The sequence below is a fragment of the Erythrobacter sp. NAP1 genome, from assembly GCF_000152865.1.
Taxonomy (GTDB): domain Bacteria; phylum Pseudomonadota; class Alphaproteobacteria; order Sphingomonadales; family Sphingomonadaceae; genus Erythrobacter.
In genome coordinates, this window is sequence record NZ_CH672390.1 from 676379 (window position 1) to 701919 (window position 25541).

The window sequence follows — 25541 nt, forward strand, 5'->3', positions numbered from 1 at the left end:
GCCCCTTATCCGTCGCCCTACTGGGCGATCAGTCCGCCAGGACCGGCCAGCCATTCGCGACCCTTGAGCATCCCGTTCCAGTAGATCCACGGTAGCGCGTCAGCCTTTAGCATCCAGGACAAACGCTGCGGCTTGGTCCCGTCGATCAACCAAGTCGGGAAACTCGGTGCGAGCTTGCCGCCATAGGCAAACTCGGCGAGCACGATCTTGCCGCGCTCAACCGTCAGAGGGCACGAACCGTAGCCATCATAACCTGCCTTCGGGCCATGACCGTCGAGCTGCTGCAGCACGTTTACTGCCACCACGGGCGCTTGTTTGCGCGCCGCCGCTGCAGTTTTCGCATTGGGCATTGAGCCAGCATCGCCCAGCCCAAACACGTTATCGTATCGGTTGTGGCGCAAGGTATGCTGGTCGACGTCTGTGAAACCACTTTCGGCAGCCAGCGGACTGTCGGCCAGGGATTGCGGCGCGACTTGCGGCGGTACGACGTGCAACATGTCGAATTCGCGGGTGACCTCTCCGTCTTCGGTCTTGAAAACGGCTTTCTGCGCGGGACCATCGACTGACACGAGCGTGTGTCCGAGATCGAGCTGAACGCCATACTTCTCGATATAGCTCATCAGCGCAGGCACGTAATCGGCCACGCCGAATAACACGCCTCCGGCATTGCAGAATTCGACGTCGATATCGTCAAGCACGCCAGCGCGCATCCAATGGTCGCAGGAGAGATACATCGCCTTTTGAGGCGCGCCTGCGCATTTGATCGGCATGGGAGGCTGCGTGAAAATGGCGCGGCCGCTCTTGAGTTTCTGAACCAGCTCCCAGGTGTAAGGAGCAAGGTCGTAGCGATAGTTGGACGTGACACCATTCTTGCCGAGCGCGTCTTCCAGACCATCGATCTTATCCCAGGCAAGGCGGATGCCGGGAGCGACGACGAGCGCCTCATAACGGACGGTCGAGCCATCCTCGAGCGTCACTTCGTTGTTGTCGGGCTGAAAGGACTTCGCCGCCTGCTTGATCCAGGTGACCGCCTTCGGCATCACGCTCGCCATGGTCCGGCGCGTGACTTCGGGCTCGAATATGCCGCCGCCAACCATCGTCCAGCCCGGTTGATAGGCATGCGTATGGGCGGGATCGATGATCGCAATGTCGAGGCCCGAGCGACGCTTGAGAAGCGAAGAAGCAGTAGCGATCCCGGCAGCACCGCCGCCGACAATCACCACCGTGTGTGAATTAGACATGTTCTTTCTCCCGGAATTCTCAGATGAGCTTGTTGCTCAGATTGGTTAGATCGTAGCCCGCATTGGCAGCGCGCATGAGGCGTTCGGACGGGTCAATGGCATCCGGGTTTGCGAGCGTATCGAGCGTGATTGAGCGCGTACCCGTGCGGCAATAGGCCAGCAGCGGACCCTCGGTACCGCGACGGATGGCTCGGAAGGCAGCCACCGCTCCTTCGGGGAATTGACTGCCTGCTACAGGGATATGATGGAACGCGAGGCCATTGGTTTCAGCTGCTTCGCGCATTGCGGCAACGCCGGGCTGGCCCGCCTCTTCGCCATCCGGCCTGTTGCAGACGACTGCTACGAAACCTCGCTCGGCCAATTCTGCCGCGTCCGAAGGCTGAATCTGCGGCGCGACCGCAAAGCTCGGGGTTACATCGCGGATTTCCATCAGGCATTCCCTTCGAAGAGGCGGACGAGGAACATGCCTGCCAGCATGGCGACCACAAAGATCGCGGCCGACACCGGCTCGATCACAAGTGCGGCAATGCCCGGACCCGGACACAGGCCTGCAATGCCCCATCCAATTCCAAACAGCGCCGACCCGCCAATCAGGCGCGGCGTCAGGTCCTGAGTTCCAGGCAGGTTGAAGCCGCCACCAAACATGGGTTGAGTAAGCCTTGGCTGGATTTGCCAGGCGACGACCATCACAAGAACAGCCCCGCCCATGACGAATGCCAGGGTAGGATCCCAGTCTCCAAAGATGTCGAGAAAACCCCGAACGCGTGCAGGGTCGGTCATTCCGCCAAGCGCGAGGCCCGCTCCGAATATCGAACCGGAGAGAGCTGGAATAACGATGCGCCCGCTCATGGGAGCACCTCCAATCCCATCGCATTCATCACCGCGACCGTTGCGAACCCGGTGACCATGAAGGTTAGCGTTGCAACGATCGAGCGCTGCGAAAAGCGGCTCATTCCGCAGACACCATGCCCGCTGGTGCAGCCGCTCCCCAACCGCGTTCCGATGCCTACGATGAGGCCGGCTATCGCGAGATAGACTGGCGATGCGAAGTTCGCTGGCAGCCCACCGTTCGCGAGCAACACGACCAGGGCACCCACAGGGAGCCCGATGACAAATGCCCAAGCCGAGATGCGCGGCAAGCTGCTATCGGCAATACCGGTTGCGCGTGCAGCTATTCCAGAAACGCCAGCAATCCGACCGATCCCAAGCAGCATCAAAGCGGCCGCCAATCCGATGAGAACGCCTCCTGCAAGGCCCGCCAGTGGCGCGGCGTCCGGAAATCCGGGGAGCGTCATACCGCGTTCACCGGAATCTTGATGTAGCTGACGCCGTTATCCTCGGGATCAGGCAAGCGCCCACCGCGGATGTTTACCTGCACCGAGGGCATGATGAGGTTAGGCATGGCCAGCGTCTTGTCGCGCGATGTGCGCATCTCGACGAACTCGTCTTCGGTCACTCCGTCCTTGACGTGCACATTGCCCGTCCGTTGCTGCTCAACGGTGGTTTCCCAAGCGTATTCATCCCGGCCCGGGGCCTTGTAGTCGTGGCACAGGAACAACCTGGTTTCGTCGGGAAGCGAAAGCAGACGGCGGATCGACTGGAACAGCTGACGCGCATCGCCGCCGGGGAAGTCCGCGCGGGCCGTCCCGAAGTCCGGCATAAAGATCGTGTCGCCAACAAACGCCGCGTCACCGATAATGAAGGCCATGTCTGCCGGAGTGTGACCGGGAACATGAAGGGCAATCCCTTCGATCTCTCCAAGCCTGAACGTCTCACCATCGACAAAGAGGTGATCGAACTGAGAGCCGTCCCGCTCGAAATCGGTGCCAGCGTTGAAAAGCTTCCCGAAAACTTCCTGGACGCGGATTATCTCTTTTCCGATGGCGAGTTTACCTCCGAGCTTCTCTTGAAGGTAAGGGGCCGCGGAGATGTGATCGGCATGTGCGTGAGTCTCGATATGCCAAGTCACTTTCAGATTATGCGAATTCACGTATTCGATAATCAGGTCTGCAGAGCTATTCGAGGTTCGACCGGAAGCCGCCTCGTAATCGAGCACCGAATCAATAATCGCCGCCTCGGATGTGGCAGGATCATGGACCACATAGCTGACTGTGTTGGTAGCTTCGTCGAAGAACCCCGCAATAGAAGGGCGCAGCGCCTTGTCCCCTTGCGCCCGCACAATCTGTTCGGCGGCAGCCTGCAAGGCCTGATCATCGCGACTCATGGTATAACTCCAAATCATTTACATAAATCGTGTATATGTATTGCTTTCCCGGAGTCAAGCGCTATAAGTGGCGGATGGACACAGAACAGCATCACTCGGCCGCACCCTGTGCAGGCCTGCGTATTGGGGACGCGCCGCCCGACTTCGAGGCGCGGAGCACTATCGGGCCCGTCAAGCTATCCACCTATCGGGGACGATGGCTGATCCTTTTTTCACACCCCGCCGACTTCACGCCGGTTTGCACGACCGAGTTCGTCGAACTGGCGAAAGAGGCCAAGGCCTTCGAAAAGCGCAAGTGTCAGCTCATGGCTTTGTCGGTCGATAGCCTTTTCTCCCACTTTGCCTGGTTGCGCATGATCAAGGAGCGTTTCGACATCGAAGTGCGCTTCCCGATCGTTGAGGACCCGACATTGGTCATCGGCCGCGCATTCGGGATGGTCGCGCCGAGCGACAATGACAGCGCGACGGTTCGCACGACCTTCTTCATTGATCCTGAGGGGATCATTCGAGCGATGACGTGCTACCCGGCCAACGTCGGGCGTTCGATCCCCGAGATGTTGCGCACGCTTGATGCACTTCAGGCCATCGACGCACAGGACGGCCTCGCACCCGCGAACTGGCAAGCAGGCGATGCGCTTCTCCAATCGCCGACGCAGGACCTCGATGAAGTCTACCGGGCCACGGAAGAGACGACGTGGTTTCTTCGCGAGATGCCAAAAGGAAAGAGCAAATGAGCGACAGTTCGATCGAAGAACTCAAGGCGCTTGCACACCCCCTGCGGTTCCGCATTCTCGAGGTGTTGCGGGAAGGTGAGCGGAATGTCGGCGAGATCGAGGATGCAGCCAAGATTGGCCAGCCCGCTCTTTCCCAACAACTGGGTGTTCTGCGAAAAGCGGGACTTGTCGAGACCCGCAAGGAAGCCAAGCTTGTCTACTATCGTCTCGGAGAGGAAAAACTCGCTGACTTGGCGGAAGTTGTAGGCGGTCTGGTACAGCGAAGCGGAATGACCGCCCCAGCGCGTACACCGTCACCTGGAGTAGCCAACTTCGCTCGGCTTTCTTAAAGCAAAGGTTAGCCGTTTCGCGAATTGGGCCGTTAGTTGACGGTCGGCTTTCGGCGCTGGTTTCGCAAAAAGCGGACCTTCCGCCTCCGACCCAATTGCGGATATAGATGGGTAATTGGAATTACCGCCATTCTTCGGCGTTGGCGTCGACTACAGCTAGTAAAGTTACCTTCTCTCGCGGCGACCGCTGGGCCCTTTAGGCATCGCCCAAACTGCGCTGCATTGCGGCCAAAGTAGACTTGAATGCCTCCAAGTCCTCGTCCTTTATTCCTGTGAGCAGGCGCGCATAGACCTGATCCGCTTCGACTCGCATTTTCGGAAGCAAGTCGATTGCAGCGGATCGCAGGTGCACCTGCCACACACGGCGGTCGTTTTTGGCGCTGCGCCGTTCGACCAAGCCCAATTCTTCTAGCCGGTCGATCGCTTGCCCGATGCTTGCCCGCTCCAGCTCCAATTGACCGGCCAATTCGGTCTGGGTCATGCCGGGTGTCCGGTAGAGATAGGCTAACGCACGCCACTGGGTGCGGGTGAGTCCAAACTGCTCGAGTGAGGAATCGAAGGTACGGCGCAATCGTCGCGTAAGCTCTTCCAACAGAAAAACCAACCGGTCTTGATCGGTCAGGAATGGCGCCGCTTTTTCATCGGGATCGTGGTCGAGCTTTGTTGCCATGCAAGGCACCTTAACACAGCATCGACTTAGATAAAGTCATTTACTGTAAATCAATTTACAATATAGTGGCTTGCGATATGGAGATTTTGACCACCAAAATTCATGGAGCGGGAGGACTCTCCCTTGCCGCAGAAGTGATTGGTGGCGACAACGCCATGCCCGTCCTGCTCGCACATGGCGGCGGGCAGACGCGCCGTGCGTGGAAGCGCGTAACAGGTGATTTGGCCGAAGCTGGCTACCGCACAATTGCGATTGATATGCGCGGTCATGGCGAGAGCGATTGGGCTGCGAGCGGAGCATACGATATTCGCGACTTCGCTTCCGATCTTGTAGCGATTGCATCAGGCATGGAATGCAAACCAGCACTCGTTGGTGCTTCGCTGGGGGGACTGGCCGGGATCATCGCCGAGGGTTATCTCGCGCCAGACACTTTCGCTTCCCTGACCCTTGTAGACATTGCCCCGCGCATGGAGCCGGGCGGCGTGATGCGTGTGGTCGGTTTCATGGAACAGCATGTCGATACCGGCTTTTCTTCACCTGAAGAAGCGGCGGGAATCATCGCGAGGTACATGCCGCATCGCCGCAAGCGCGGGGCTGGAGAGGGACTGCGGCGCTACCTGCGCAAAAAGGATGATGGCCGCTACTACTGGCACTGGGACCCGGCCTTTATCCGTAACATCATGACCACGAAGCGAAGCGATCCGGCTCATCAGGATCGGCAATTCGATGCGCTGAGCGATGCGGCCAGTCGGCTTTCGTTACCAGTGCATCTCATTCGCGGCGGATCGAGCGATCTGGTTTCCGAAGAGGCGGTGGCGCATTTGCGCGACCTGGTCCCGAACACCGAATATTCCGACATCGCAGATGCCACGCATATGGTGGTGGGAGACGCCAACGACGCCTTTTCGGAAGCGATCCTCGATTTTCTGACCCGCCATCACTCTCCCCAAGGAACTACAGCATGAGCAAGGAGCACGGTCCAATCGATTGCGAACGTCTTGATGAGCTGTTGCGGATTGCTCCGTTTCATCAATGGCTCGGTCTGACGGTAAAATCGTATTCTAGCGAGCAGATTGAGCTCGAAATGCCGTGGCGCGAAGAGATTATCTCGAACCCGATGATCGGTTCAGCTCATGGCGGCGTGCTGGCATCGCTGATTGACCTCACAGGGCTCTACACATTGCTGTCGCAAGGTGTGACAGCGAAGGTGACAGCCGACCTGCGCGTTGATTATCATCGCCCGGCGACTTCTGGGCCCCTCATTGTGACGGGTCAGGTGGTCAAGGTCGGAAGGCAAATCTCGGTTGCCGAAAGCCGGATAGTTGGACCGGACGGCAAACTGATCGCCAGCGGCAGGAGTGCCTACATATGTTAGCGCGCGCCACCCTAACGGCTTTCTGTTTGGCTCTTGCTGCATGCTCAGGTGGCGTGGACGGAAGCGAGGCGGGGCAAGACGCGCAGTCAGGTCCGCGCAAAGTTCAGACAATGGTCGTCGAACTCGAATTGCTCGCAGAACCAGTAAAAGCATTCGGCACCATTGCAGCCAAGCAAAGCAGTTCGATCGGAGCGCTCGCAGAGGGGCCGGTTGAGCGCATTTTCGTAAAGGTCGGCGACAGGGTATCGCGGGGCCAACCACTCTTTCGTATCCGTCAGGCTGATTACCAGCGGCGCGTCGCCGAAGCGCAGGCCGCCGTCGATCTAGCTAGCGCCCGAGCGATCGAGGCAGAACGGCGCTACGAGCGCGTTATTGCGCTTGCACCTAAGGGTTTTGTATCAAACGCGCAGGTCGATGCGGTCGAAACGGAACTTGCCGTTGCACGAGCGCAAAAAACGCAGGCTCAGGCAGTGTTCGGCACCGCGCAGCAAGCGTTATCTGATACCATCACGCGAGCGCCTTACGATGGCGTTGTTACCGCTCGGTTGGTCGATGAAGGGGTCTACCTCAACAACCGCTTTTCGATGGGCGGTCAATCAGCAGCGCTCCAATTGCAGGAGCTCGGAACGGTCGCCGCCATCGTGAACGCGCCACAGGAATATGTTGACGCCTTTCGGCGAAATATGCCCGCTCGCGTCTACATCGAAGGGTTCGACGAGCCGATTGATAGCATAGTCTATATTATCAACGACCGGGTCGACCCTGAGAGCCGGATGGTCGAATTGCGGCTGCCGATTGCCAATCCAAATTATCGCATCAGCTCAGGTTTGGGGGCTCGCGCTGAAATCAACGTCCCACCCGTTTCGGCGATAATCCTCCCTCGAACCGCAATCCGTGGCGATAGTGCTGCCGCGCACGTTTTCATTGTTGAAAACGGGAAGGCACATGGGCGCGAAGTTACTTTCGAGAGCATCGATCTTGATCGGGTGCGCATTCTTTCAGGCTTGGCCGCAGGGGATGAATTGATCCTCGATCCGCCTTCGACTTTGCGTGACGGTGAACCAGTAGAGTCCCGCCAAATGAGCGATGCAGACTGATATGTGGCTCGCTGACGTATCGATCCGGCGCCCCGTCTTCGCTACGATGCTGATCGCCTCGCTCGTGGTGCTGGGACTTGTTTCGTTCAATCGGCTCGGCGTCGACCTTTTCCCAAAGGTGGAGTTTCCATACGTTTCAGTAACGACGGCGCTTCCTGGCGCCTCGCCCGGAACCGTGGAGACCGAAGTTACCGACATTGTCGAGGAACAGCTCAATACCATTGCGGGATTGCGTCAGATGCGGTCGACCAGTGCGGAGGGTGTGAGCATCGTCAATCTCGAATTCGAACTCGAGGAAGATGCCGATGTGAAAGCGCAGGAGGTGCGCGACAAAATGTCGCGGCTTGGAGCCGATCTGCCTGCCGATTCCGAATCACCGGTCATCGAAAAGGTCGATCCCGATGCCGCGCCTATTCTCTCGGTTCTCATGTCGGGGGACATGCCCGCTCGTGACTTGACCGCTTTCGCAGACGAGGAGGTCAAGGAGCGTTTACAGCGCGTCCCCGGCGTCGGTTCAGTCGAGCTGGTCGGCGGACGCAAGCGGGAAATGCGTATCTGGCTCGATGCAGCCGCGATGCGCGCTCGCGGAGTGACTGCGGACGACGTACTCGGCGCAATTCAGCGCGAGAACTCCGAACTGCCGGGTGGTCGGTTGGTCACCGAGGGGCGCGCGCGCCAATTCGGTGTCCGCATACTCGCCGAAGCGGAGAGCGCGGCAGAATTCGCGGCCATACCCATCGCCTATCGACCCAATGGCCAAACCGTTCGGATCGGCGACGTCGGGCGGGTAGAAGACTCGATTGAAGACGAGGCCAGTTATGCTCAGCTCGACGGTGAACCAGGCGTTGTTCTTGAAGTCCGCAAGCAAAGCGGTGAGAACACAGTCGCCGTCGCCGAACACATCCGCGCCGACATTGAGGAGCTGCGAGCTTCGGCACCAGAAAGCGTCACCTTCGTCATCGCGCGCGACACTTCTCGCTTCATCGAACAGGCCATCGGAGACGTGCTGTTCGATCTGTTAATTGCCGTGGTTCTGGTGGTCGCGGTGACATTCCTTTTCCTTCTCAGTTGGCGCGCTACGATCATAGTATTGCTGGCGATCCCCACTTCGATAGTCGCAAGCTTCATTGCCTTTGCGGCGTTCGATTTCACGATCAACATGGTCACTTTGTTAGCGCTGACGGTCGCTATCGGCCTGCTGGTCGATGACGCGATCGTCGTCGTCGAAGCAGTTCAAAATGATGTCGATGAAGGTGCTGACGCAACTGGAGCGGCTCACGCAGCCACTAAGCGGGTTGCGTTGGCTGTTCTGGCTGGAACTTTTGCGACTTTGGCAGTGTTCGTGCCAATCGCGTTTATGGAAGGAATAGTTGGCCGCTTTTTCTTTCAATACGGTCTTGCAATCGTCTTCTCCGTCAGCGTCTCGATGCTGGTTGCCTTCACGCTCACACCCGCGCTTTCGGCCCGGTTGCTGCGTCCCGAAGAAAAGGAGAGCGGCTGGTTCGCACGCATAGAGCGATTCCATGTCGGGATGCGACAACGCTACGAAAGGCTCGTATCTTGGGCGATCCGCCGCCGCTACGTCGTACTAGGCGGCGCCCTTGCCAGCGTATTCGTGGGGGGGGGTTTTGCGGCGCTCGTGCCCAGCACATTCATGTCCACTACGGACCGCTCGGAATTTCTCGTCACGATCAAGCTACCGCTCGGCACAGGGATAGCCGGGGCAAAGGATGCAGCGCAGCAGGTGGATGCCGCTCTGCGCGAAAATCCCGAAGTCGAACTCGTTTTTGTCAGTGCGGGCAGCGGGACCAATCCAAAGATCAACGAGCTCGATATCTATGTCGGCCTTTCGCACAAACGGTCACGCGACGTGACGCAAGACGATATAATGACCTTCGCACGCCAGGCAGCACTCGACGGAGTCCCGAAGGCACGCCAAGTCGCGGTGGAGGAAGTCCCGTGGGTTTCCGGTGCCGGGGTCGGACAGACCGCGATAGAGCTGATCATCACAGGGCCGGATACCGCCACAATCAATCGCTACGCGCAATGGCTCGAAAGCGAGCTGTCGGCGCGATCTGATTTCGTAGACGTGCGCTCCACATACGAGGGTGGCAGACCTGAGTTGCAGATCGCGCTCGACCGTGATCGGGCGGCGGATCTCGGTATTTCTGCGCGCGACCTTGCGGCAGCTTCGCGGACACTCGTAGGCGGGAGCGATGCCGGGACGTTCGAGACGGGTGGACGCCGCTACGACGTTCGGGTCCGGTTGGAGGAAAGCGAGCGACAGCGATTGAGCGACATAGAGGCGCTGCCCCTCAGGACAGCGCAGGGCAGTCTGGTCGATTTGGCAGCAATTGCCGACATTGATGTCACGCTGAACGCCGCAGAAATCGAACGCATTGATCGATCGCGCCAGATTTCGGTGCTCGCCAATACCGCGCCGGGTGTTCCGTTGAGCGTGGCCGTCTCGGATTTAGAGGGCTTGCTTGCCGCCAACCCACCGCCAGCTGGACTGTCTACCCAAATGGAAGGCACAGCGCGCCGCCTCGCTGAAACGAGCGAGGCCATTATCTTTGCCTTCATCTTAGCGATTGTCGCACTCTACATTGTCCTCGCAAGCCAGTTTAACAGCTTCGGGCAACCGATCATCATCATGCTCACCGCGCCGCTGTCCTTCTCGGGCGCGTATTTTCTCATGTGGGCAGCAGGTCAGGAAATGAGCTTGTTTGCGCAAATCGGCATGATTGCGCTTATGGGTATCGTGATGAAAAACGGCATCCTGCTTGTCGATCGCGCCAACCAGTTCCGCGATGCTGGCAAAGATGCTGCTGCGGCTATGCGCGATGCCGCGCCGGAACGGCTGCGACCAGTCCTCATGACCGCGCTGGCTGCCGTTTTCGGAATGATGCCCGTCGCATTGGCACAGTCAGACGCTGCGGAATGGAGAAACCCCATGGGATTCATCATTATCGGCGGTCTCACGACATCTACCTTCCTGACATTGTTGGTGATACCCGCAGCTTATGCGGCAGCCTCGGATTTGCGGAAGCTCGTGAGCAACTTTCGATCCTCGCTCTTGCATGGACCGTCCTAGGTCGAAGCGTTGGCTCAACCGTTACCGGTTTTGTGATCGGCGCAGGGTAGAACAAGCATTGTCCGCATTCACCTCCAGAAGCGGACGCTGGGCCATTTGAGATCAGCGCCCAACTCCAGTCAGATCTCAGTTTTCTCAGCGAGAGTAAGAGCATCTTCAATGTCGACACCAAGATACCGCACGGTGTTCTCGATCTTGGAATGACCGAGCAGTATCTGGATTGCACGTATGTTGCCTGTGGCTTTGTATATGATTGAAGCTTTGGTCCGGCGCAGTGAGTGGGTGCCGTATTCCTCAGGACGCAAGCCAATAGCCGTCACCCACTCATCAACAAGCCGCGCGTACTGTCGCGTGCTCAAGTGGCGTGTTTGATCAACTCTGCTCGGGAAGACGAAGTCCTCCACGTCACCACATCTGAGCTCGAGTCACGCAAACAGGCTTGCACGCGCATCTGATGCGATCTCAAACTGAACAGGTCGACCTGTTTTGCGCTGCGTGATTGTTGCTCGCGTCCGGATTTCCGGGCCGCTGACTAGGTCGCCGATTTTGAGCTCGACGAGATCACAGCCTCGCAGTTTGCTATCGATCGCCAAGTCAAACAGAGCGCGGTCTCTTATGCGCTCCTCGCGATCAAGAAAGAAACGGATCGCCCAAATCTGCTTTTGATTGAATGGACGCTTGGGACCGATCTTAGCACCGAAGTTCCAAGGCACTCGGTTTTGAGAAGCAGGATCAAATTGTGAATAGGTCATTGTCATTCTCCTTGGCCGGAATGGCCGCAGAGAATGTCCGCTTTCGGGAGCTAAGATCTCGGATGGCTACGTCCGACATTGGGGCGCTAAGCTGACGCTTGCGGGCCTCGAGCAGGACCGGGGCAAGCGCTTTGCACTGTGGTCGTTCCTGCACATGTTCGGGTCCGCCCCCGATCTCGATGTGGCGTTCAAGAGCGAGGAAGACCGGGAAGCAGCTCGCAATTTCATGGATCTCCTGGCGGCAGCGGAAGGCGACGGGGTAGGCTGATTGCAGCGGGATCACGTCAACCTTCAGACCCACACCCGATACCCATCCGGCTTTCTTCGCGAACAGTCCTGAACCAGGTCAGCTGAGGAGCTGCAACCCGTTCCTTTGCCGGCCGTGTTGGCAGCTGCGCTGCCTGCCCGCACCACCCGTCATGAACCGGTTTCCCTTGGAGCTTCGCTCCTGCGGTGCAGTCCTCCCATGCCCTGCTTCTTTCAGATGTTCGCAAGCCGGAGATGGTCTCCGGTTTCAGGAACTGAAGGAATACAACCATGACCAATATCGCAATCCTCACTGGCCGCATCGCCCGCGATCCGGAAACCCGCGAGACCAAGGGCGGCACCAATGTCACCGGGATCACCGTCGTCACCGATCGTCCCGCACGAGACAAGGATGGCAAGACCTACAAGGACGAGAACGGCTACACCGCCAAGGAAAGCGAGTTCCACCGGGTGACCTGCTTCAACGGCCTCGCCAAGACCGTCGGCCAGTACTGCACCAAGGGCCAGCTGGTTTCCGTCCAGGGCCGCATCCACTACACCCAGTGGGAAAACAAGGACGGGGTCACGCGCTACGGCACCGAGATCCTTGCCGACAAGGTCGACTTCCTCTCTCGCGGTAGTGGTTCAAGCGACGACAACGACAACACCGACGCTCCCGAGATCGACTGACATCCACCATAATCGATCCTCATCAGAGTGGCGCTGTCCAGACCGGACAGCGCCCCTTCTTGCGTTGTTCAAATTCTCTGGCGGGGGAGGGGGCCTGGCTCACGGTTGTCCCATTCTGATGGGTATGCAATCGGCGCGTCAAGGACGGCAGGGTCCCCCCATTTTGTCTCCCATTCGCTACGCTACGGTCCGACAAAATCGTTACCCCTACCGCCGCTTCGCGGTCGCCCTTTTTGGGCGATCCCTGACCCGCCGACCGCACACCCATCCGTCCTGCTCCTGCCGTCAACGGCAGACTTCAGGAGGATACAATGGCTACGCAATTTGAATGCACTTCGACTTCGGAACGCTACTTTAATGCACTAGCTGTGGCAGAGCGCCGGGCGCTACACAGCTTCTTCGATCAGCATATTGTTGAGGACCGGAAACTTGGATATTTTGCCCTGGACGAGGGCGACTACAATGCACTTCCGGCGAACCTTGCAGCGCGCGTCGTACATACGATCCACGGAGCAATGTCAGACGAATACTGACCGCACTTGCGAGGCAGGGACCGGTTGCGGTTCCTGCCTTTTTTCTTGTTCGCAAAGTCAAGATCGATGCCCGACTAGGTCGGCAGAACAGTACTCTGTTTTGGGAGGTATTGGATGACGGCAGTCGTGCGCAGTTTGGCTTTAGGAAATGGCTATTTGTTACCAAAGTGGTCCCCAGGGAGAACAAACTCGCGTTCTCGCATCTTCCCCTCAAGCCCGGTTTGGGCTAGGAAATCCGCGTGAAACCAGTGCCTTTGCCGTAACTAAACAGTCTAGGTAGTGTTGGATCAGACCATGCACATATGGGGAACAACTTCGTGCACACCGTACGCAGCGGTAGCTGCATGGGATGGCAAAAAAGCGCGAAGAAACAGAAGCATCCCTTGTCCTAAAGGCCGAGCAATCAGGTGGTAGCCAAGGCACAGGAGTATCCCGTCGCCGGACTTCCCACCGCCTCAAATTGACCGGCTTTGTTGCACGGCGAAAGTCGCTTCTACTCGGCATTACTTGGGATACAGAGCTTCCCGGCTTCGGGCTTCGCAAGCGCAAGTCCGGACACCTCACCTGGATTGTGAAGCACAGGCCAAGAGGCGTGCAGCGGATGGTGACGCTTGGAATCGCGGGAGTGGCGGCAGGAGCGCTGGGCGCACCCGCCGCGCGCGCTGCCGCGCGCAGATTGCTCATCAAGGCAACGCTTGCCGATCTTCCCACCGCTCCAGAGAGGCTTAAGGCTCCACTATTTGCAGAATACGCTGAGGAATTCTGGCTCGACTATTCGCCGCACTGGAAACCTTCAACGCGCGCTGCATCGCGGGCTTACATCGACAAGCGGTTGATCCCACGGTTTGGGACGCTTTGTGTTGATGCGATTGAACGCGCTGACATCAATCGTTGGCGAGACAGCATGGCTGACGTGGGAGGTGCATTCAATCGCAGCATCCCGGTCATGTCGGTTATGATGCAATATGCCGAAAAGCTCGGCTATCGCGAGAAGAACACCAACCCGTGTCGCGGCGTTTCTCGCTTCAAGCGGGACCTGCCGGAACGCTATCTCTCAGCCGATGAATATCGAAGGCTCGGTAAGGTGCTGGCAGAGCACGACGGTGCCAATGAGTTCGTCGTCCCAGCTCTCCGGATGCTGATCTATACAGGCGCGCGAGTTTCAGAGATTGCGACGTTGCGCTGGCGCTACGTCCAGCCTTCGCGCCTCGCATTGCCTGACAGCAAGACGGGGCCGAAGACAATCTACCTCAACCCGCAGGCAATCGCTGTGCTCGATGCGCTGCAACGGCGCGGAGACGATCAGCTCGTGTTCCCGGCAATGTATCGTGAGGTACCGATCAACCTGGGCCAGCACTGGGAGAAGATCAGGCGCAAGGCAGCTTTGCCCGATGTGCGCCTGCACGACTTGCGGCACAGCTTCGCCTCGGTGGCTATCGCGAAAGGCATTCCGCTTGCGACCATTGGCAAGCTGCTCGGCCATGCGCTTCCTGAAACGACAGCCCGATATGCCCACCTAGCCGATGAGGTGATTTCGGAAAGCGCTGACCGCATCTGTTCCAGCCTCGCAAACTCAATGCGGATGACCGCATGACCAGCTATGACCTCCAGCGCATCCTTGCCGAGGAGCTGGCGCGGATCGTTCCGGGCGATGCTGGAAAGCGTCGTACGAAATTTGACTACGTCCTTCCTGGTTTTGGCGAGCGTATCCATCCGTCCGGCAAGAAGAGTTTCGTCCTGCAGCGAACGATGGGCGGCAAGCAACGACTCATTACAATCGGCGATGCTGCCATTTTGACCGAGCGGATCGCCAAGGATGTTGCACGCCGCCTCATCTTGAGGATCGAACTGGGACAGAATCCTGCGGAAGAGAAGCAACGCGGGAAGAAGACGCCGACATATGTGTCGTTTCTTCGGCATTATTGGGAGGTGGCGGCTCCAACCTGGAAGCCATCCACGCTTGAGATTCACGACATCTACCGGCGAACGCACTTGGAACATGCGTTCGCCGGAAAGTTTATCGACGAGATTGGCCATGCTGATGCTGTGCGCTGGCATGCGTCGCTAACGCGCTCGGCAGGGCCGGGCGCTGCAAACCGCGCTATGGAAATCCTGAAAGCCATGTTCGGCAAGGCGGAGGCATGGGGCTATCTCCCAGAGCACTCCAATCCCTTTCGTGGCGTGAAGCGCAACAGAGGGCGCAAGATCGAACGCTTCCTGAGCGAAAACGAAATGGCCCGTCTCGGATACGCGCTTGCGCGCCATCGCGCTGCCAAACCGAACGAGGTTGCGGTCATTTCGCTTCTCGCTTTGACCGGATGTCGGCGCGGCGAAATTCTCAATCTCACTTGGGGCGAGGTTCAGGGGCGTAAGCTCAAGCTGACCGATTCCAAAACTGGACCACGTGTCGTATGGCTTGGCAAAGAGGCGAGGGCAGTCATTGATCGCTTGCCGCGCAAAAGGCCCCATGAGTGCGTCTTCCAGTTCGATGTGCTGCCCGTCTCTGCAATCGAATGGTTCTGGCGCATGTTGAGGGTCGAAGCGGGCATCGAGGACGTTAGATTGCACGATCTGCGGCACAACTTTGCGAGCCTCGCTGCTCGTTCATCCGAGACACTGCCCATGATTGGGCGCTTGCTGGGCCACAACAACTCTTCAACAACCGCACGTTACGCTCATTTGGATGACGGGCATCTACTTTTGATGTCAGACCTGATCGGAAGTGAGATTGGCCGAAAGATTGCTTTCCAACCTCAATCTCGACAATGACAACTTCTCAAGAGCAACCGTGCAAGCAGCGACCGTGTGGATAAACTCGAATGCAAGGAATCTGGCTGCTGAGTCGAATCACGGAATATGCTTTAGTCGCCAAGGAGATGCTGGCGCATCTATTGCTGAATTAGAAAGACTAGAAATAGCAGATGAATGCGGTCGAGATTGAAGAAGCGATATCGGAGCTAGCGGAACAGCCTTTTGACAAGACTGAATTCCCCTTCCAATTCCTTGCTGCATTCGGAAATAAAGCCACTACCGTTAAGCGCCTTCGCTCAGGCGCGTCGAATAGTTCCGACCTTGAGGGCGGGGTGCTACAGCGCAACAATATTCACATTGCGACATGTGAACTTGGCGAGGTAGACGCGACACTTCAGGCGTTACGGCAAAGCCCCCAGACGGCGAGTGCTCGTGCCAAGTTCATTCTCGCAACGGACGGCGAGACGCTCCAAGCCGAAGAGGTAGGAAGCGACGAAGCGCCTATCGCTTGCGAATACGCAGACTTCCCCAACCATTTCGGTTTCCTACTCCCGCTCGCTGGCATCACAACGGTCAAGCAAATCCGCGAGAGTTCATTCGACATCAAGGCCACTGGACGGCTCAACCGTCTCTACGTGGAGCTGCTGAAAGACAATCCCGATTGGGACACAGACGAGCGCCGCCCTGACATGAATCATTTCATGGCACGTCTTATCTTTTGCTTTTTCGCCGAGGACACCGACATTTTCGAGGGCGAACACCTTTTTACCCGCACCATCGAGCAAATGAGTGAGCGAGACTCTTCCAACACCCATGAGGTGATCGGCGGAATTTTCCGCGCGATGGACTGCGAGCGTGCTGAGCGAGAGGCCAACGAAATACCGCGCTACGCAAACCAATTTCCGTATGTGAACGGTGAGCTGTTTTCAGGAAGCACGGAAGTCCCGATTTTCAGCAAGATTGCACGTTCCTACCTAATCAATATCGGCAATCTTGATTGGAAAAAGATTAACCCCGATATTTTCGGGAGCATGATCCAGGCCGTCGCGGACGATGAAGAACGCGGCGCATTGGGGATGCACTACACGAGCGTCCCGAACATTTTGAAGGTACTCAATCCCCTTTTTCTCGATGACCTTCGTGAAAAGTTAGAAGACGCGGGCAACAGCCCAATCAAATTGCTCAACCTTAGAAAGCGCATGTCGAAAATTAGGGTCTTCGATCCAGCATGCGGATCAGGCAATTTTCTAGTGATTGCCTATAAAGAAATGCGCGCGATTGAGGCCGAGATTAACAAACTACGAGATGAAATTGATCTGCGCACAGAGATCCCGCTCACAAATTTTCGCGGGATAGAGTTGCGCGATTTTCCTGCCGAGATTGCACGATTGGCGCTCATAATTGCCGAGTACCAGTGCGACGTTCTTTACCGTGGGCAAAAAGAGGCTCTCGCTGAGTTTCTTCCTCTGGATGCTCAGAACTGGATCACTTGTGGAAACGCTCTACGCCTTGACTGGCTGAGCATTTGCCCTCCAACCGGCACTGGCGTGAAGCATACCTCAGATGACCTTTTTCATACCCCTCTAGATCAGGCTCAAATCGATTTCGAGAATGAGGGCGGTGAAACCTATATCTGTGGGAACCCACCGTATCGCGGGAGTAAATGGCAGGATGAGGAGCAAAAGAACGACCTTGCTAAAGCTTGGTCTGATCACCCGAAGTTAGCAAAGACGACCGACTTCGTATCCGGATGGTTGGGAGCCTATCTCAGATATGCGAAAAGCGTACCTGACGTGATGGCCGCATTCGTCACGACCAACAGTATCTGCCAAGGCCAGCAGGCGTCTGAGATTTGGCCCGTCATGAGCAAAGGTGGTCAAGAAATCGCTTTCGCGCACACACCGTTTACATGGAAAAACCTTGCTAGCCACAACGCTGGGGTGACTGTGATAATTATCGGCTTGTCTGCGAAATCAAACAGAAAAAAGCACCTTTTCAGCCCCGGCGATTTGGTCCGCGAATGCGATGCCATCGGGCCCTATCTGGTCCCGAACATGTCTGACACTATCTCGAAGGTAGCTACGCCCCTAGGGCCGCAGTCTCCAATGCTGTTTGGCAACATGCCTCGAGATGGAGGTCATTTATTCCTTACGACCGCCGAGGCAGAGCAGCTTCGCGCTGATCCGAATGCAAAACGCTTCGTGCGCAAATTCCTTGGTTCCGCCGAGCTGATAAACGGGAAAATTAGGCACTGCATCTGGATCAATGGCGACGAGGTTGATTTAGCCAGACAAAGCGACTTCATTGCGCAGCGACTTGAGCTGGTCGCGGAAAATAGACGTCAGTCGCCAGCGAAGTCGACACAGCTTTTTGCGGAATCGCCTCACCGCTTTGTGCAGATTGCAGGTGTGGCACGACATTCTGCAATTGTTGTGCCTCGCGTTTCGTCTGAGAATCGCGACTACTTACCGGTCGATCTCGTTACGGCCGATTACATCATTGGGGACAGGAACTTTGCGCTCTACGATGCTCCCCTTTGGAATTTGGCTTTAATTGCGTCCAGACTTCATTGGGTTTGGATTGGAACGGTTTGCGTGCGCATGCGCAGCGATTTCTCATACTCAAATACTCTCGGGTGGAATACTTTTCCAGTCCCTGTGCTTACAGATAAAAACCGTGATGATCTGATAAGAACTGCAAAAGAAATCCTCGCTTCTCGCGAGCGACACTTTCCAAGCACGATTGCTGATCTATATGAGCAAGGGAAGATGCCTGAGAACTTGCTTTTGGCCCATCAGGCTAATGACGAGGCTGTAGAACGGATATTTTTCGGTCGCAGAATGCGTAATGACACAGACCGACTTGAGAACTTGTTTTCTCTATATCGTAAGGTTGTGTAGTTATGAATGGATTTGCACATGACCACACCGGTGGAATTACGACACTGTCAGAAATACTGAGACTGAGAGAGGAACTTTCTCCTGACAGAGTCTTCGGTTGCTACGCGTATGCAACACAGTCTGGTTTCCGAACCTTTGAACTAGGTGTGGGAGAAGATTTCTGGGACTCCACTACATCACGTTGGCTCTTCGGAATTGACTATGGAAGGTCCGATCCTCGTGCTCTCGAAGCAATAGCCGACAGAGCAAACGCAGAGATTAGGATTTTTGACGGCCAGTATGTGGTTGATAGCGAAGGCTTTGCGCCACGCCGAGACTATCATGCCAAGTCAATGATATTGGAGAATTCAACTCAGCATTCCCATGGCTTGGTGCTTGGGTCTGGGAACTTCTCATACAATGGCCTTTGGCGGAGTGTGGAGGCAGGAGCATCATTCATCGCTCTAAATCAAGCGCAGATGAACGCTTATGTTCAGCCCGTAGCCTCAGTATTTGAAGACCATTGGAACGGCGCTACCCCTTTGGATACCATATTGCCTTCCTACCAAAGCCGAAGGGCAGAGCTGGTTTCCAACAAAGATGAGAACCGACCGGACGAGACCCACGCCCCATCTAAGGGTTTTTGGATCGAGGCTGGCTACGTCACTAAGAATCGAGGTGACCACAGACCTGGCAACCAGATTTTCGCTCCAAACGGATTTCGTGACTTTTTCGGTTTCGGCGCTGCCATCGGCAATTCGACGCTCATTGGTCAGATCAATTTTTTGACTGAAATCGGTCCCAAGGTGGTGAAGAACTACCGGGAGAATGACAACACGATGGAGAAGCTAACGCTGCCCATGCCCGAAGACCACGGCTTTGGGGTCTATGACGGTAAGGTGCTGATATTCGAACCACAGGGCAGCGAGTTCCTTTTAAGGGCGGTTGAGGCTGAAGAGTTCGATTTAGTTTATGGGCACCGGCTCGCAAATGTTCAGACGATGGGTGGCGGCAGGCGTTTCGGGGAGTTGGTCTAGTTATGGTGGGAGGCCTAACGATCTCGAAAAACCATGGTCAGCTCGACGCTTCGCCAAAGTCGATAGAGCTGTTCATGCGTGAGATGCGGTCCCGTTTCGACCTTAGTCTCCCCAAGCTTCTCCTGACTATTGGCGAGAAGGAAGCTGCATGAGCCATCCGATTGAACCGCTGGCCCTGCGCAAAATTGACTATGGTAAGCTCAATTCGCGCCAGAAAGAGACTTACAACTTTCACAGGATTGCAGCCCGACTCGCAGAGTACGGCTATAACAGCATCCTGCTCTCAGACGATTGGCTCGGTGCAGATTTTATCGCCTACCACAACGATGGCGAGCGCTTTTACCGAATCCAACTGAAGGGGCGTATGACCATTGACCGGAAGTATGTTGGGCGCGACCTCTACATCGCATTCATCCACGCCGATCGAGTATACGTCTATCCACACGACGAAATGGCTGATCGTATTGATGCTGTTGGGCGTATCAATGAGTCGGAGTCGTGGAGTAAACACCGATCCTATTCTTGGCCATCGCCACCCGCTTGGCTGCGCGAGCAACTCACCGAATTTGAGGTAGCATGACTAAACAATCCGTCCCCTCGGTATCAGTAACCTATGCCCAGACAGGCGCTTCGACCGAGTCGAACGAGCTAGGCATGAGGGCGATGCAAGAGAGGGCATACGAGAAGCGCGGCGAGCAATATCTCCTCATTAAATCACCGCCCGCGTCGGGCAAAAGCCGAGCGCTCATGTTCATCGCGCTCGACAAGCTGCACAATCAGGACTTGAAGCAGGCAATCATCACCGTCCCTGAAAAATCCATCGGGTCGAGCTTTGCTGACGAACCCCTCAGCAAATTTGGCTTCTGGGCAGATTGGGAGGTCGAACCGCAATGGAATCTTTGCAACGCTCCTGGCACGGAAGGCAGCAAGGCAGATTCAGTCGGGGCGTTCTTGAATAGCGATGCGCGCGCCCTTGTCTGTCCGCACGCGACCTTCCGCAACGCAGTCGAGAAGTTCGGTGTCGAAGCATTCGACAATCGCCTGATCGCGGTAGACGAGTTTCACCACGTTTCAGCAAACCCAGATAACAAGCTTGGCGCACAGCTCGCCGAGCTGATCGAGCGCGACAAAGTTCACATTGTTGCGATGACAGGCTCCTACTTCCGTGGCGATGCCGAGGCGGTGCTTGCTCCGCAGGATGAAGCCAAGTTCGATAGCGTCACCTACACCTACTATGAGCAGCTCAACGGCTACAAATGGCTGAAAACACTCGGTATCGGCTATTTCTTCTACTCAGGCTCCTACGCCGAGTACATCCTGAAGGTTCTCGATCCTGACGAGAAGACCATCATTCACATCCCGAGCGTCAACTCTCGCGAGAGCACCAAGGACAAACACCGCGAAGTCGAGCACATCATCGACGCGCTTGGCAATTGGAAAGGAACCGACCCCAAGACAGGCTTCCAGCTCGTCCATACCTCAGACGGCAAGGTTCTAAAGATTGCTGACCTTGTCGATGACAGCGACCAAGGCCAGCGGTCCAAAGTGCTCGCGGCGCTCAAAGACCCCGCGCAGAAAAACAATCGCGATAACGTCGATGTCATCATCGCTCTCGGCATGGCGAAGGAAGGCTTCGACTGGATTTGGTGCGAGCATGCTTTGACGGTTGGATATCGCGCCAGTCTGACCGAGATTGTTCAAATCATCGGGCGAGCAACCCGCGATGCTGAAGGGAAAACCCGCGCTCGTTTCACCAATCTGATTGCTGAGCCCGACGCTTCGGAAGAGGCAGTGACGGAAGCCGTCAACGATACGCTGAAAGCTATCGCTGCCAGCCTTTTGATGGAGCAGGTTCTAGCCCCACGATTCGAGTTCAAGCCGAAGAAGCCCACCAACGTCGCGACCGAAGGCTTCGACTATGGGGAGGGCGGCTACGATCCCGATGACTGCAATGTCGGATTCAACGAAGAGCGCGGACTATTCCAAATCGAGATAAAAGGCCTCGCCGAGCCAAAATCCGAAGAGGCCGAACGCATTTGCCGAGAAGACCTCAACGAGGTCATCACGGCTTTCGTCCAGGACAAATCCTCGATTGAACGCGGACTCTTTGATGAGGAGCTTGTGCCCGAAGAGCTCACTCAGGTTCGCATGGGCAAGATTATCAAGGCCAAGTTTCCCGAACTTGATGACGAGGATCAGGAGGCCGTTCGCCAGCACGCCATCGCAGCTCTTAATCTCACTCAGAAGGCCAAGGAAATCGCCGTGGGCGGTGACAACGAGGAGAAAGGCAATACGGCTCTCATTGATGGCGTCCGCAAATACGCGATGGACGTGCGAGAACTCGACATCGACCTCATCGACCGCATCAATCCTTTCGGAGAAGCATACGCTATTCTTGCTAAGACGATGAGCGAGGAGAGCCTGAAGCAGGTTGCCTCAATCATCTCTGGCAAGCGGGTCAATTTGACTCCTGAGGAGGCTCGCGACCTTGCCAAACGCGCACTGAAGTTCAAACAGGAACGCGGACGCTTGCCCTCGATCACCTCAGCGGATGCTTGGGAAAAGAGAATGGCAGAAGGCGTTGCCTTCCTTGCGCGCATGAAAGCCGAGGCTGCCAATGGCTAATTTCACGCAGGAAGACGATGACCTCCTCGAAGAGCTAGGCGTTGAGGTAGAAGCCAAAAAGGTTGCCACTCGCACTCCGCTCGAAGAACGCATCATCGCAGGCTTTGAGGAAATTCAGCGCTTCGTTGAAGAGCATGGCAAGCGCCCACAGCACGGCGAAGACAATGACATTTTCGAACGTCTGTATGCCGTCAGGTTAGAGCGCATCCGAGACCAAGAAGAGTGCCGCAGTCTTGTCGAGCCGATGGACCATCAAGGGTTGCTCGACACCACCAACGTCGAGCAACCAGTCGAGGTTGACGAACTCGACGATGATGCACTTCTCGCTGAGCTAGGTGTGGAAGCCGAAACGGCAGACATCACCGAGCTTCGTCATGTCCGTTCTAGCGCTGAAAAACGTGCAGCCGAAGAAATTGCCAATCGCGACAAATGCGAGGACTTTGAGAAATTCCAGCCCCTCTTCGAGAAGGTCCAAAGGGAAATCAAAGACGGCATTCGCCAGACTCGCCCGTTCGTGAAAGATGCGGGCTTCCTGAAGGCTGACATCAAACAAGGTGAACTTTTCATCCTGGGTGGACAGACCGTTTACGTCGCCGAGGTGGGAGAAACTATCAAAGCGCCTAACGGTGAAACAGATGCTCGACTTCGTGTCATCTACTCCAACGGCACCGAGAGCAATCTCTTGCTTCGCTCCCTTCAGAGAGCGCTCTACAAAGACGAGGCAGGCAGGCGGATAACTGAACCTGTTGCCGGCCCACTCTTTACCGACAACGAAGACGACGATGACCAGGCGAGCGGCACGATCTATGTGCTGCGCAGCAAGTCTGATCATCCGACCGTTGCGGCACATCGCGAAGTGCTTCACAAAATCGGGGTAACGAGCGGAAAGGTTGAGCGCCGCATTGCGAATGCCAAGATCGACCCGACCTTTCTCATGGCCGATGTCGAGATCGTCGCGACTTACGAGCTATTCAATATCAATCGGACCAAGCTTGAAAGCGTCATCCATCGAGTATTTGGCGCCGCAAAGCTCGACATCGAGATCAAGGACCGTTTCGGTAAACCTGTTGTGCCAAAGGAGTGGTTCCTAGTCCCTCGGTTCGTAATTGATGAAGCCGTGGCGCGCATCAAAGATGGGACGATCACTGAGTTCGTTTACGACCCCACTTCAGCCAGCCTGAAGGAAAAAACGGGTCGGACATGAGCAACATCAACATTAAGCGATTGGTCGAGAACATCCGCTCCGGCACGAATGTTTACACGCCCCTTGTGGAATTGGTGGTCAATGCGATCCAGGCTATTGATGAACGCAAGAATGGCGAGGGCTTGGTCGAGATTCAGATAAAGCGTGACGGTCAAGAGGATCTGATCGAGGGCGTTCGTGGCGTTGATGGCTTTATCGTTTCTGACAACGGGATCGGCTTCACTCAAAACAATCGCGACGCGTTTGATACCGTCTACACGGAAAAAAAGATTGCCGATGGTGGCAAGGGGTTCGGGCGCTTCACTTGTCTCAAGTACTTTGACAAGATGGCAGTTCGAAGCATTTTTCTCGACGGCGAGACCCCGAAGCAGCGCTCGTTTCTTATGGGCCTTGATACCGACATCATAGTTCAGGAAGAAGTGGAAACGGTAGAGGCCGGAGACACTGGTTCGACGGTTGAGATATCCGGGATCAAATCAGTCAAGTTCCCCGACAAACGCATCGATACGATCAGCAAAGCTATCGTGGAGCGGTTGCTTCCCTACTTCGTTGACGCAGAGAAACCCTGTCCGCGTGTCGTAATTCGTGATGAAGGCGCAGCTGTCCCACCTGTCTCGCTCAACGACTATCTCGGAAAAGAGAACAGCCAAATTGTCGAGATGCCCATCGAGGATAACAGCTTCACTTTGTCATCAAACGGCGAAGACAAGGAGTTTCACGTTCGTGTTTTCAAATTCTACTCACCGCGAGCGGCGCGAAGCAAGATAAGTCTGGTAGCGCACCGTCGCGAAGTCACGGAAGTGATGTTGCAATCTCACGTCCCAGAATTCGCGGACGAGTTTTTCGAACCTTCCCCAGGAGAAGAGGAGGGGAAGGGGCGCAACTTCGTTATCAAAGCGTACGTTTTCGGTGACTACCTCAACGAGAATGTCTCATTGGAACGGGGGGAGTTTCGTTTTCAATCTGAAGCCGATCTCTTGAGCACTATCTCGCAAGGAGACATCGAGAAGAGAGCCGCAGAGATTGCGCAATCGGCCGTTGGTGATGAGATTGCCGAGAGGAAGAGACGGAAGCAGGCTCGCATTGCTGAATACGTCGCCAAGCAAGCCCCTTGGCATCGAACCCTAAGTACGGAAGCGGACTTTAGCGACCTTCCTATGCGGCCTTCGAATGAGGAAATTGAGCTGCATTTCCAGCGCAAGAAATTTGCGAAAGAGTTGGCGACGAGGGCGCAGGTTTCGGCCATCCTACAAGCTGGTGATGGGGTAGCGCTAGATGACAAGATTTCGGAGGTCATCGATAGCATCTCGGAAACGAGCAAGAACGATCTCATTCACTATGTTTCCATGCGGAAGTGTGTGCTCGATATATTCGCCAAATCACTAGAAGCTGATGATGAAGGGAAGCATAAGTCAGAAGGCGAAGTGCATGATATCATCATGCAGCGCCGAAAGGATTCCGACGAAATCGACTTTCAGGCGCACAACCTTTGGATACTTGATGAGAGGCTAAATTTCTCGGCATATATCTCGTCGGAAAAGCCTATCAACGAGCCTAGGGGTGACCGGACCGACATCACGATCTTCAACAATCGAGTTGCATTTCGTGGTGACAACGAAGCAAGCAACCCCATCACAATTTTCGAGTTCAAGAAGCCGCAGCGCGACGATTTTGCGAACCCGTCTTCGAAAGATGACCCAGTTCAGCAGATAGTCCGATACGTGAATCAAATACGCGATGGGAAGTTCAAGACGCCCCAGAATCGCGACATTTTGGTCAACACAAATACTCCCTTCTACGGATACGTGGTCTGCGATCTCACGAAGAAAGTTTCAGACTGGCTGGAGCGAGAAAAGGACTTCACGCCTATGCCTGATGGCTTGGGTTGGTTCCGCTGGTTCGGAAACATCAATCTCTATGTTGAAGTTCTAAGTTGGACTAAGCTGCTGCGCGATGCGGAGATGCGGAACAAGATATTCTTCGACAAGCTTGGCATCGAGTAGCTTCGCAGGTTTCCTGACAAGACTGTTCGAATTGCAGGCCTGCTCGCGCCCGGTAGG

General features: G+C 56.0%; 22 protein-coding genes and 1 pseudogene. 16 read left to right on the plus strand and 7 right to left on the minus strand.

The window, feature by feature from the left end:
* Window positions 1-17: 17 nt before the first annotated feature.
* The 5 genes from NAP1_RS03145 to NAP1_RS03165 are packed head-to-tail and all read right to left on the minus strand — an operon-like array spanning window position 18 to window position 3465.
* Window positions 18-1241: an FAD/NAD(P)-binding oxidoreductase gene (locus tag NAP1_RS03145; RefSeq protein ID WP_040464203.1), complete on the minus strand. Its 1224-nt coding sequence runs from the start codon at window positions 1239-1241 to the stop codon at window positions 18-20.
* A gap of 19 nt (window positions 1242-1260) precedes the next feature.
* The gene (locus tag NAP1_RS16625) at window positions 1261-1671 is read right to left on the minus strand and encodes a TIGR01244 family sulfur transferase (RefSeq protein WP_007163776.1); all 411 of its coding nucleotides are present in this window, start codon (window positions 1669-1671) and stop codon (window positions 1261-1263) included.
* The gene (locus NAP1_RS16410) at window positions 1671-2090 is read right to left on the minus strand and encodes a DUF6691 family protein (RefSeq protein WP_007163777.1); all 420 of its coding nucleotides are present in this window, start codon (window positions 2088-2090) and stop codon (window positions 1671-1673) included. Before NAP1_RS16410 ends, NAP1_RS16625 begins: the two co-directional genes overlap by 1 nt.
* Complete coding sequence (locus tag NAP1_RS03160) at window positions 2087-2536, minus strand: YeeE/YedE family protein (RefSeq protein WP_007163778.1); 450 nt, start codon at window positions 2534-2536, stop codon at window positions 2087-2089. Before NAP1_RS03160 ends, NAP1_RS16410 begins: the two co-directional genes overlap by 4 nt.
* Entirely contained in the window at window positions 2533-3465 is a 933-nt protein-coding gene (locus NAP1_RS03165; protein ID WP_007163779.1) for an MBL fold metallo-hydrolase, read from the minus strand. Before NAP1_RS03165 ends, NAP1_RS03160 begins: the two co-directional genes overlap by 4 nt.
* A 74-nt stretch (window positions 3466-3539) precedes the next feature.
* Here NAP1_RS03165 and NAP1_RS03170 point away from each other — a divergent pair, with 74 nt between their 5' ends.
* Window positions 3540-4199 carry a peroxiredoxin gene (locus tag NAP1_RS03170; protein ID WP_007163780.1) on the plus strand — a complete coding sequence of 220 codons (660 nt, stop codon included), beginning with the start codon at window positions 3540-3542 and terminating at the stop codon, window positions 4197-4199.
* A complete protein-coding gene (locus NAP1_RS03175) occupies window positions 4196-4528 on the plus strand; it encodes a metalloregulator ArsR/SmtB family transcription factor (protein WP_007163781.1) in 333 nt (110 codons plus the stop codon). The genes NAP1_RS03170 and NAP1_RS03175 overlap by 4 nt, the downstream gene beginning before the upstream one ends.
* 196 nt (window positions 4529-4724) lie before the next feature.
* On the opposite strand, the gene NAP1_RS03180 is transcribed toward NAP1_RS03175, so the two are convergent.
* Window positions 4725-5198: a MarR family winged helix-turn-helix transcriptional regulator gene (locus NAP1_RS03180; protein WP_007163782.1), complete on the minus strand. Its 474-nt coding sequence runs from the start codon at window positions 5196-5198 to the stop codon at window positions 4725-4727.
* A gap of 77 nt (window positions 5199-5275) precedes the next feature.
* On the opposite strand from NAP1_RS03180, the gene NAP1_RS03185 reads away from it, so the two are divergent.
* From NAP1_RS03185 to NAP1_RS03200, 4 genes are all read left to right on the plus strand, one after another.
* Window positions 5276-6163 carry an alpha/beta fold hydrolase gene (locus tag NAP1_RS03185; protein WP_007163783.1) on the plus strand — a complete coding sequence of 296 codons (888 nt, stop codon included), beginning with the start codon at window positions 5276-5278 and terminating at the stop codon, window positions 6161-6163.
* A complete protein-coding gene (locus NAP1_RS03190; protein ID WP_007163784.1) occupies window positions 6160-6573 on the plus strand; it encodes a hotdog fold thioesterase in 414 nt (137 codons plus the stop codon). Before NAP1_RS03185 ends, NAP1_RS03190 begins: the two co-directional genes overlap by 4 nt.
* Before the next feature lie 110 nt (window positions 6574-6683).
* Window positions 6684-7670 carry an efflux RND transporter periplasmic adaptor subunit gene (locus NAP1_RS03195; protein WP_162013457.1) on the plus strand — a complete coding sequence of 329 codons (987 nt, stop codon included), beginning with the start codon at window positions 6684-6686 and terminating at the stop codon, window positions 7668-7670.
* The gene (locus NAP1_RS03200) at window positions 7660-10764 is read left to right on the plus strand and encodes an efflux RND transporter permease subunit (protein WP_007163786.1); all 3105 of its coding nucleotides are present in this window, start codon (window positions 7660-7662) and stop codon (window positions 10762-10764) included. Before NAP1_RS03195 ends, NAP1_RS03200 begins: the two co-directional genes overlap by 11 nt.
* A 119-nt stretch (window positions 10765-10883) precedes the next feature.
* Here NAP1_RS03200 and NAP1_RS16415 read toward each other — a convergent pair.
* Window positions 10884-11516 (minus strand): annotated as a pseudogene (locus NAP1_RS16415) (tyrosine-type recombinase/integrase).
* Window positions 11517-12053: 537 nt separating this feature from the next.
* Here NAP1_RS16415 and NAP1_RS03210 point away from each other — a divergent pair.
* The 10 genes from NAP1_RS03210 (at window position 12054) to NAP1_RS03250 (ending at window position 25484) form a co-directional block, all read left to right on the plus strand.
* Entirely contained in the window at window positions 12054-12452 is a 399-nt protein-coding gene (locus tag NAP1_RS03210) for a single-stranded DNA-binding protein (RefSeq protein WP_007163789.1), read from the plus strand.
* A 311-nt stretch (window positions 12453-12763) separates the two neighbouring features.
* Window positions 12764-12985 (plus strand): hypothetical protein, encoded by a 222-nt coding sequence (locus NAP1_RS16250; protein WP_007163790.1) that lies wholly within the window; start codon window positions 12764-12766, stop codon window positions 12983-12985.
* A gap of 601 nt (window positions 12986-13586) precedes the next feature.
* Window positions 13587-14579 carry a site-specific integrase gene (locus NAP1_RS03215; protein ID WP_007163791.1) on the plus strand — a complete coding sequence of 331 codons (993 nt, stop codon included), beginning with the start codon at window positions 13587-13589 and terminating at the stop codon, window positions 14577-14579.
* Window positions 14576-15754 carry a site-specific integrase gene (locus NAP1_RS03220; RefSeq protein ID WP_007163792.1) on the plus strand — a complete coding sequence of 393 codons (1179 nt, stop codon included), beginning with the start codon at window positions 14576-14578 and terminating at the stop codon, window positions 15752-15754. Before NAP1_RS03215 ends, NAP1_RS03220 begins: the two co-directional genes overlap by 4 nt.
* 152 nt (window positions 15755-15906) lie before the next feature.
* Entirely contained in the window at window positions 15907-18636 is a 2730-nt protein-coding gene (locus NAP1_RS03225) for a DNA methyltransferase (RefSeq protein ID WP_007163793.1), read from the plus strand.
* A gap of 2 nt (window positions 18637-18638) precedes the next feature.
* Window positions 18639-19652: a hypothetical protein gene (locus NAP1_RS03230; RefSeq protein ID WP_152434321.1), complete on the plus strand. Its 1014-nt coding sequence runs from the start codon at window positions 18639-18641 to the stop codon at window positions 19650-19652.
* Window positions 19653-19800: 148 nt separating this feature from the next.
* Window positions 19801-20232 (plus strand): hypothetical protein, encoded by a 432-nt coding sequence (locus NAP1_RS03235; RefSeq protein ID WP_007163796.1) that lies wholly within the window; start codon window positions 19801-19803, stop codon window positions 20230-20232.
* Window positions 20229-22277, plus strand: a complete 2049-nt coding sequence (locus tag NAP1_RS03240) for a DEAD/DEAH box helicase (protein ID WP_040464211.1) — start codon at window positions 20229-20231, stop codon at window positions 22275-22277. The genes NAP1_RS03235 and NAP1_RS03240 overlap by 4 nt, the downstream gene beginning before the upstream one ends.
* The gene (locus tag NAP1_RS03245) at window positions 22270-23481 is read left to right on the plus strand and encodes a GIY-YIG nuclease family protein (protein WP_007163798.1); all 1212 of its coding nucleotides are present in this window, start codon (window positions 22270-22272) and stop codon (window positions 23479-23481) included. Before NAP1_RS03240 ends, NAP1_RS03245 begins: the two co-directional genes overlap by 8 nt.
* Window positions 23478-25484 (plus strand): ATP-binding protein, encoded by a 2007-nt coding sequence (locus NAP1_RS03250; protein ID WP_007163799.1) that lies wholly within the window; start codon window positions 23478-23480, stop codon window positions 25482-25484. Before NAP1_RS03245 ends, NAP1_RS03250 begins: the two co-directional genes overlap by 4 nt.
* Window positions 25485-25541 lie beyond the last annotated feature (57 nt).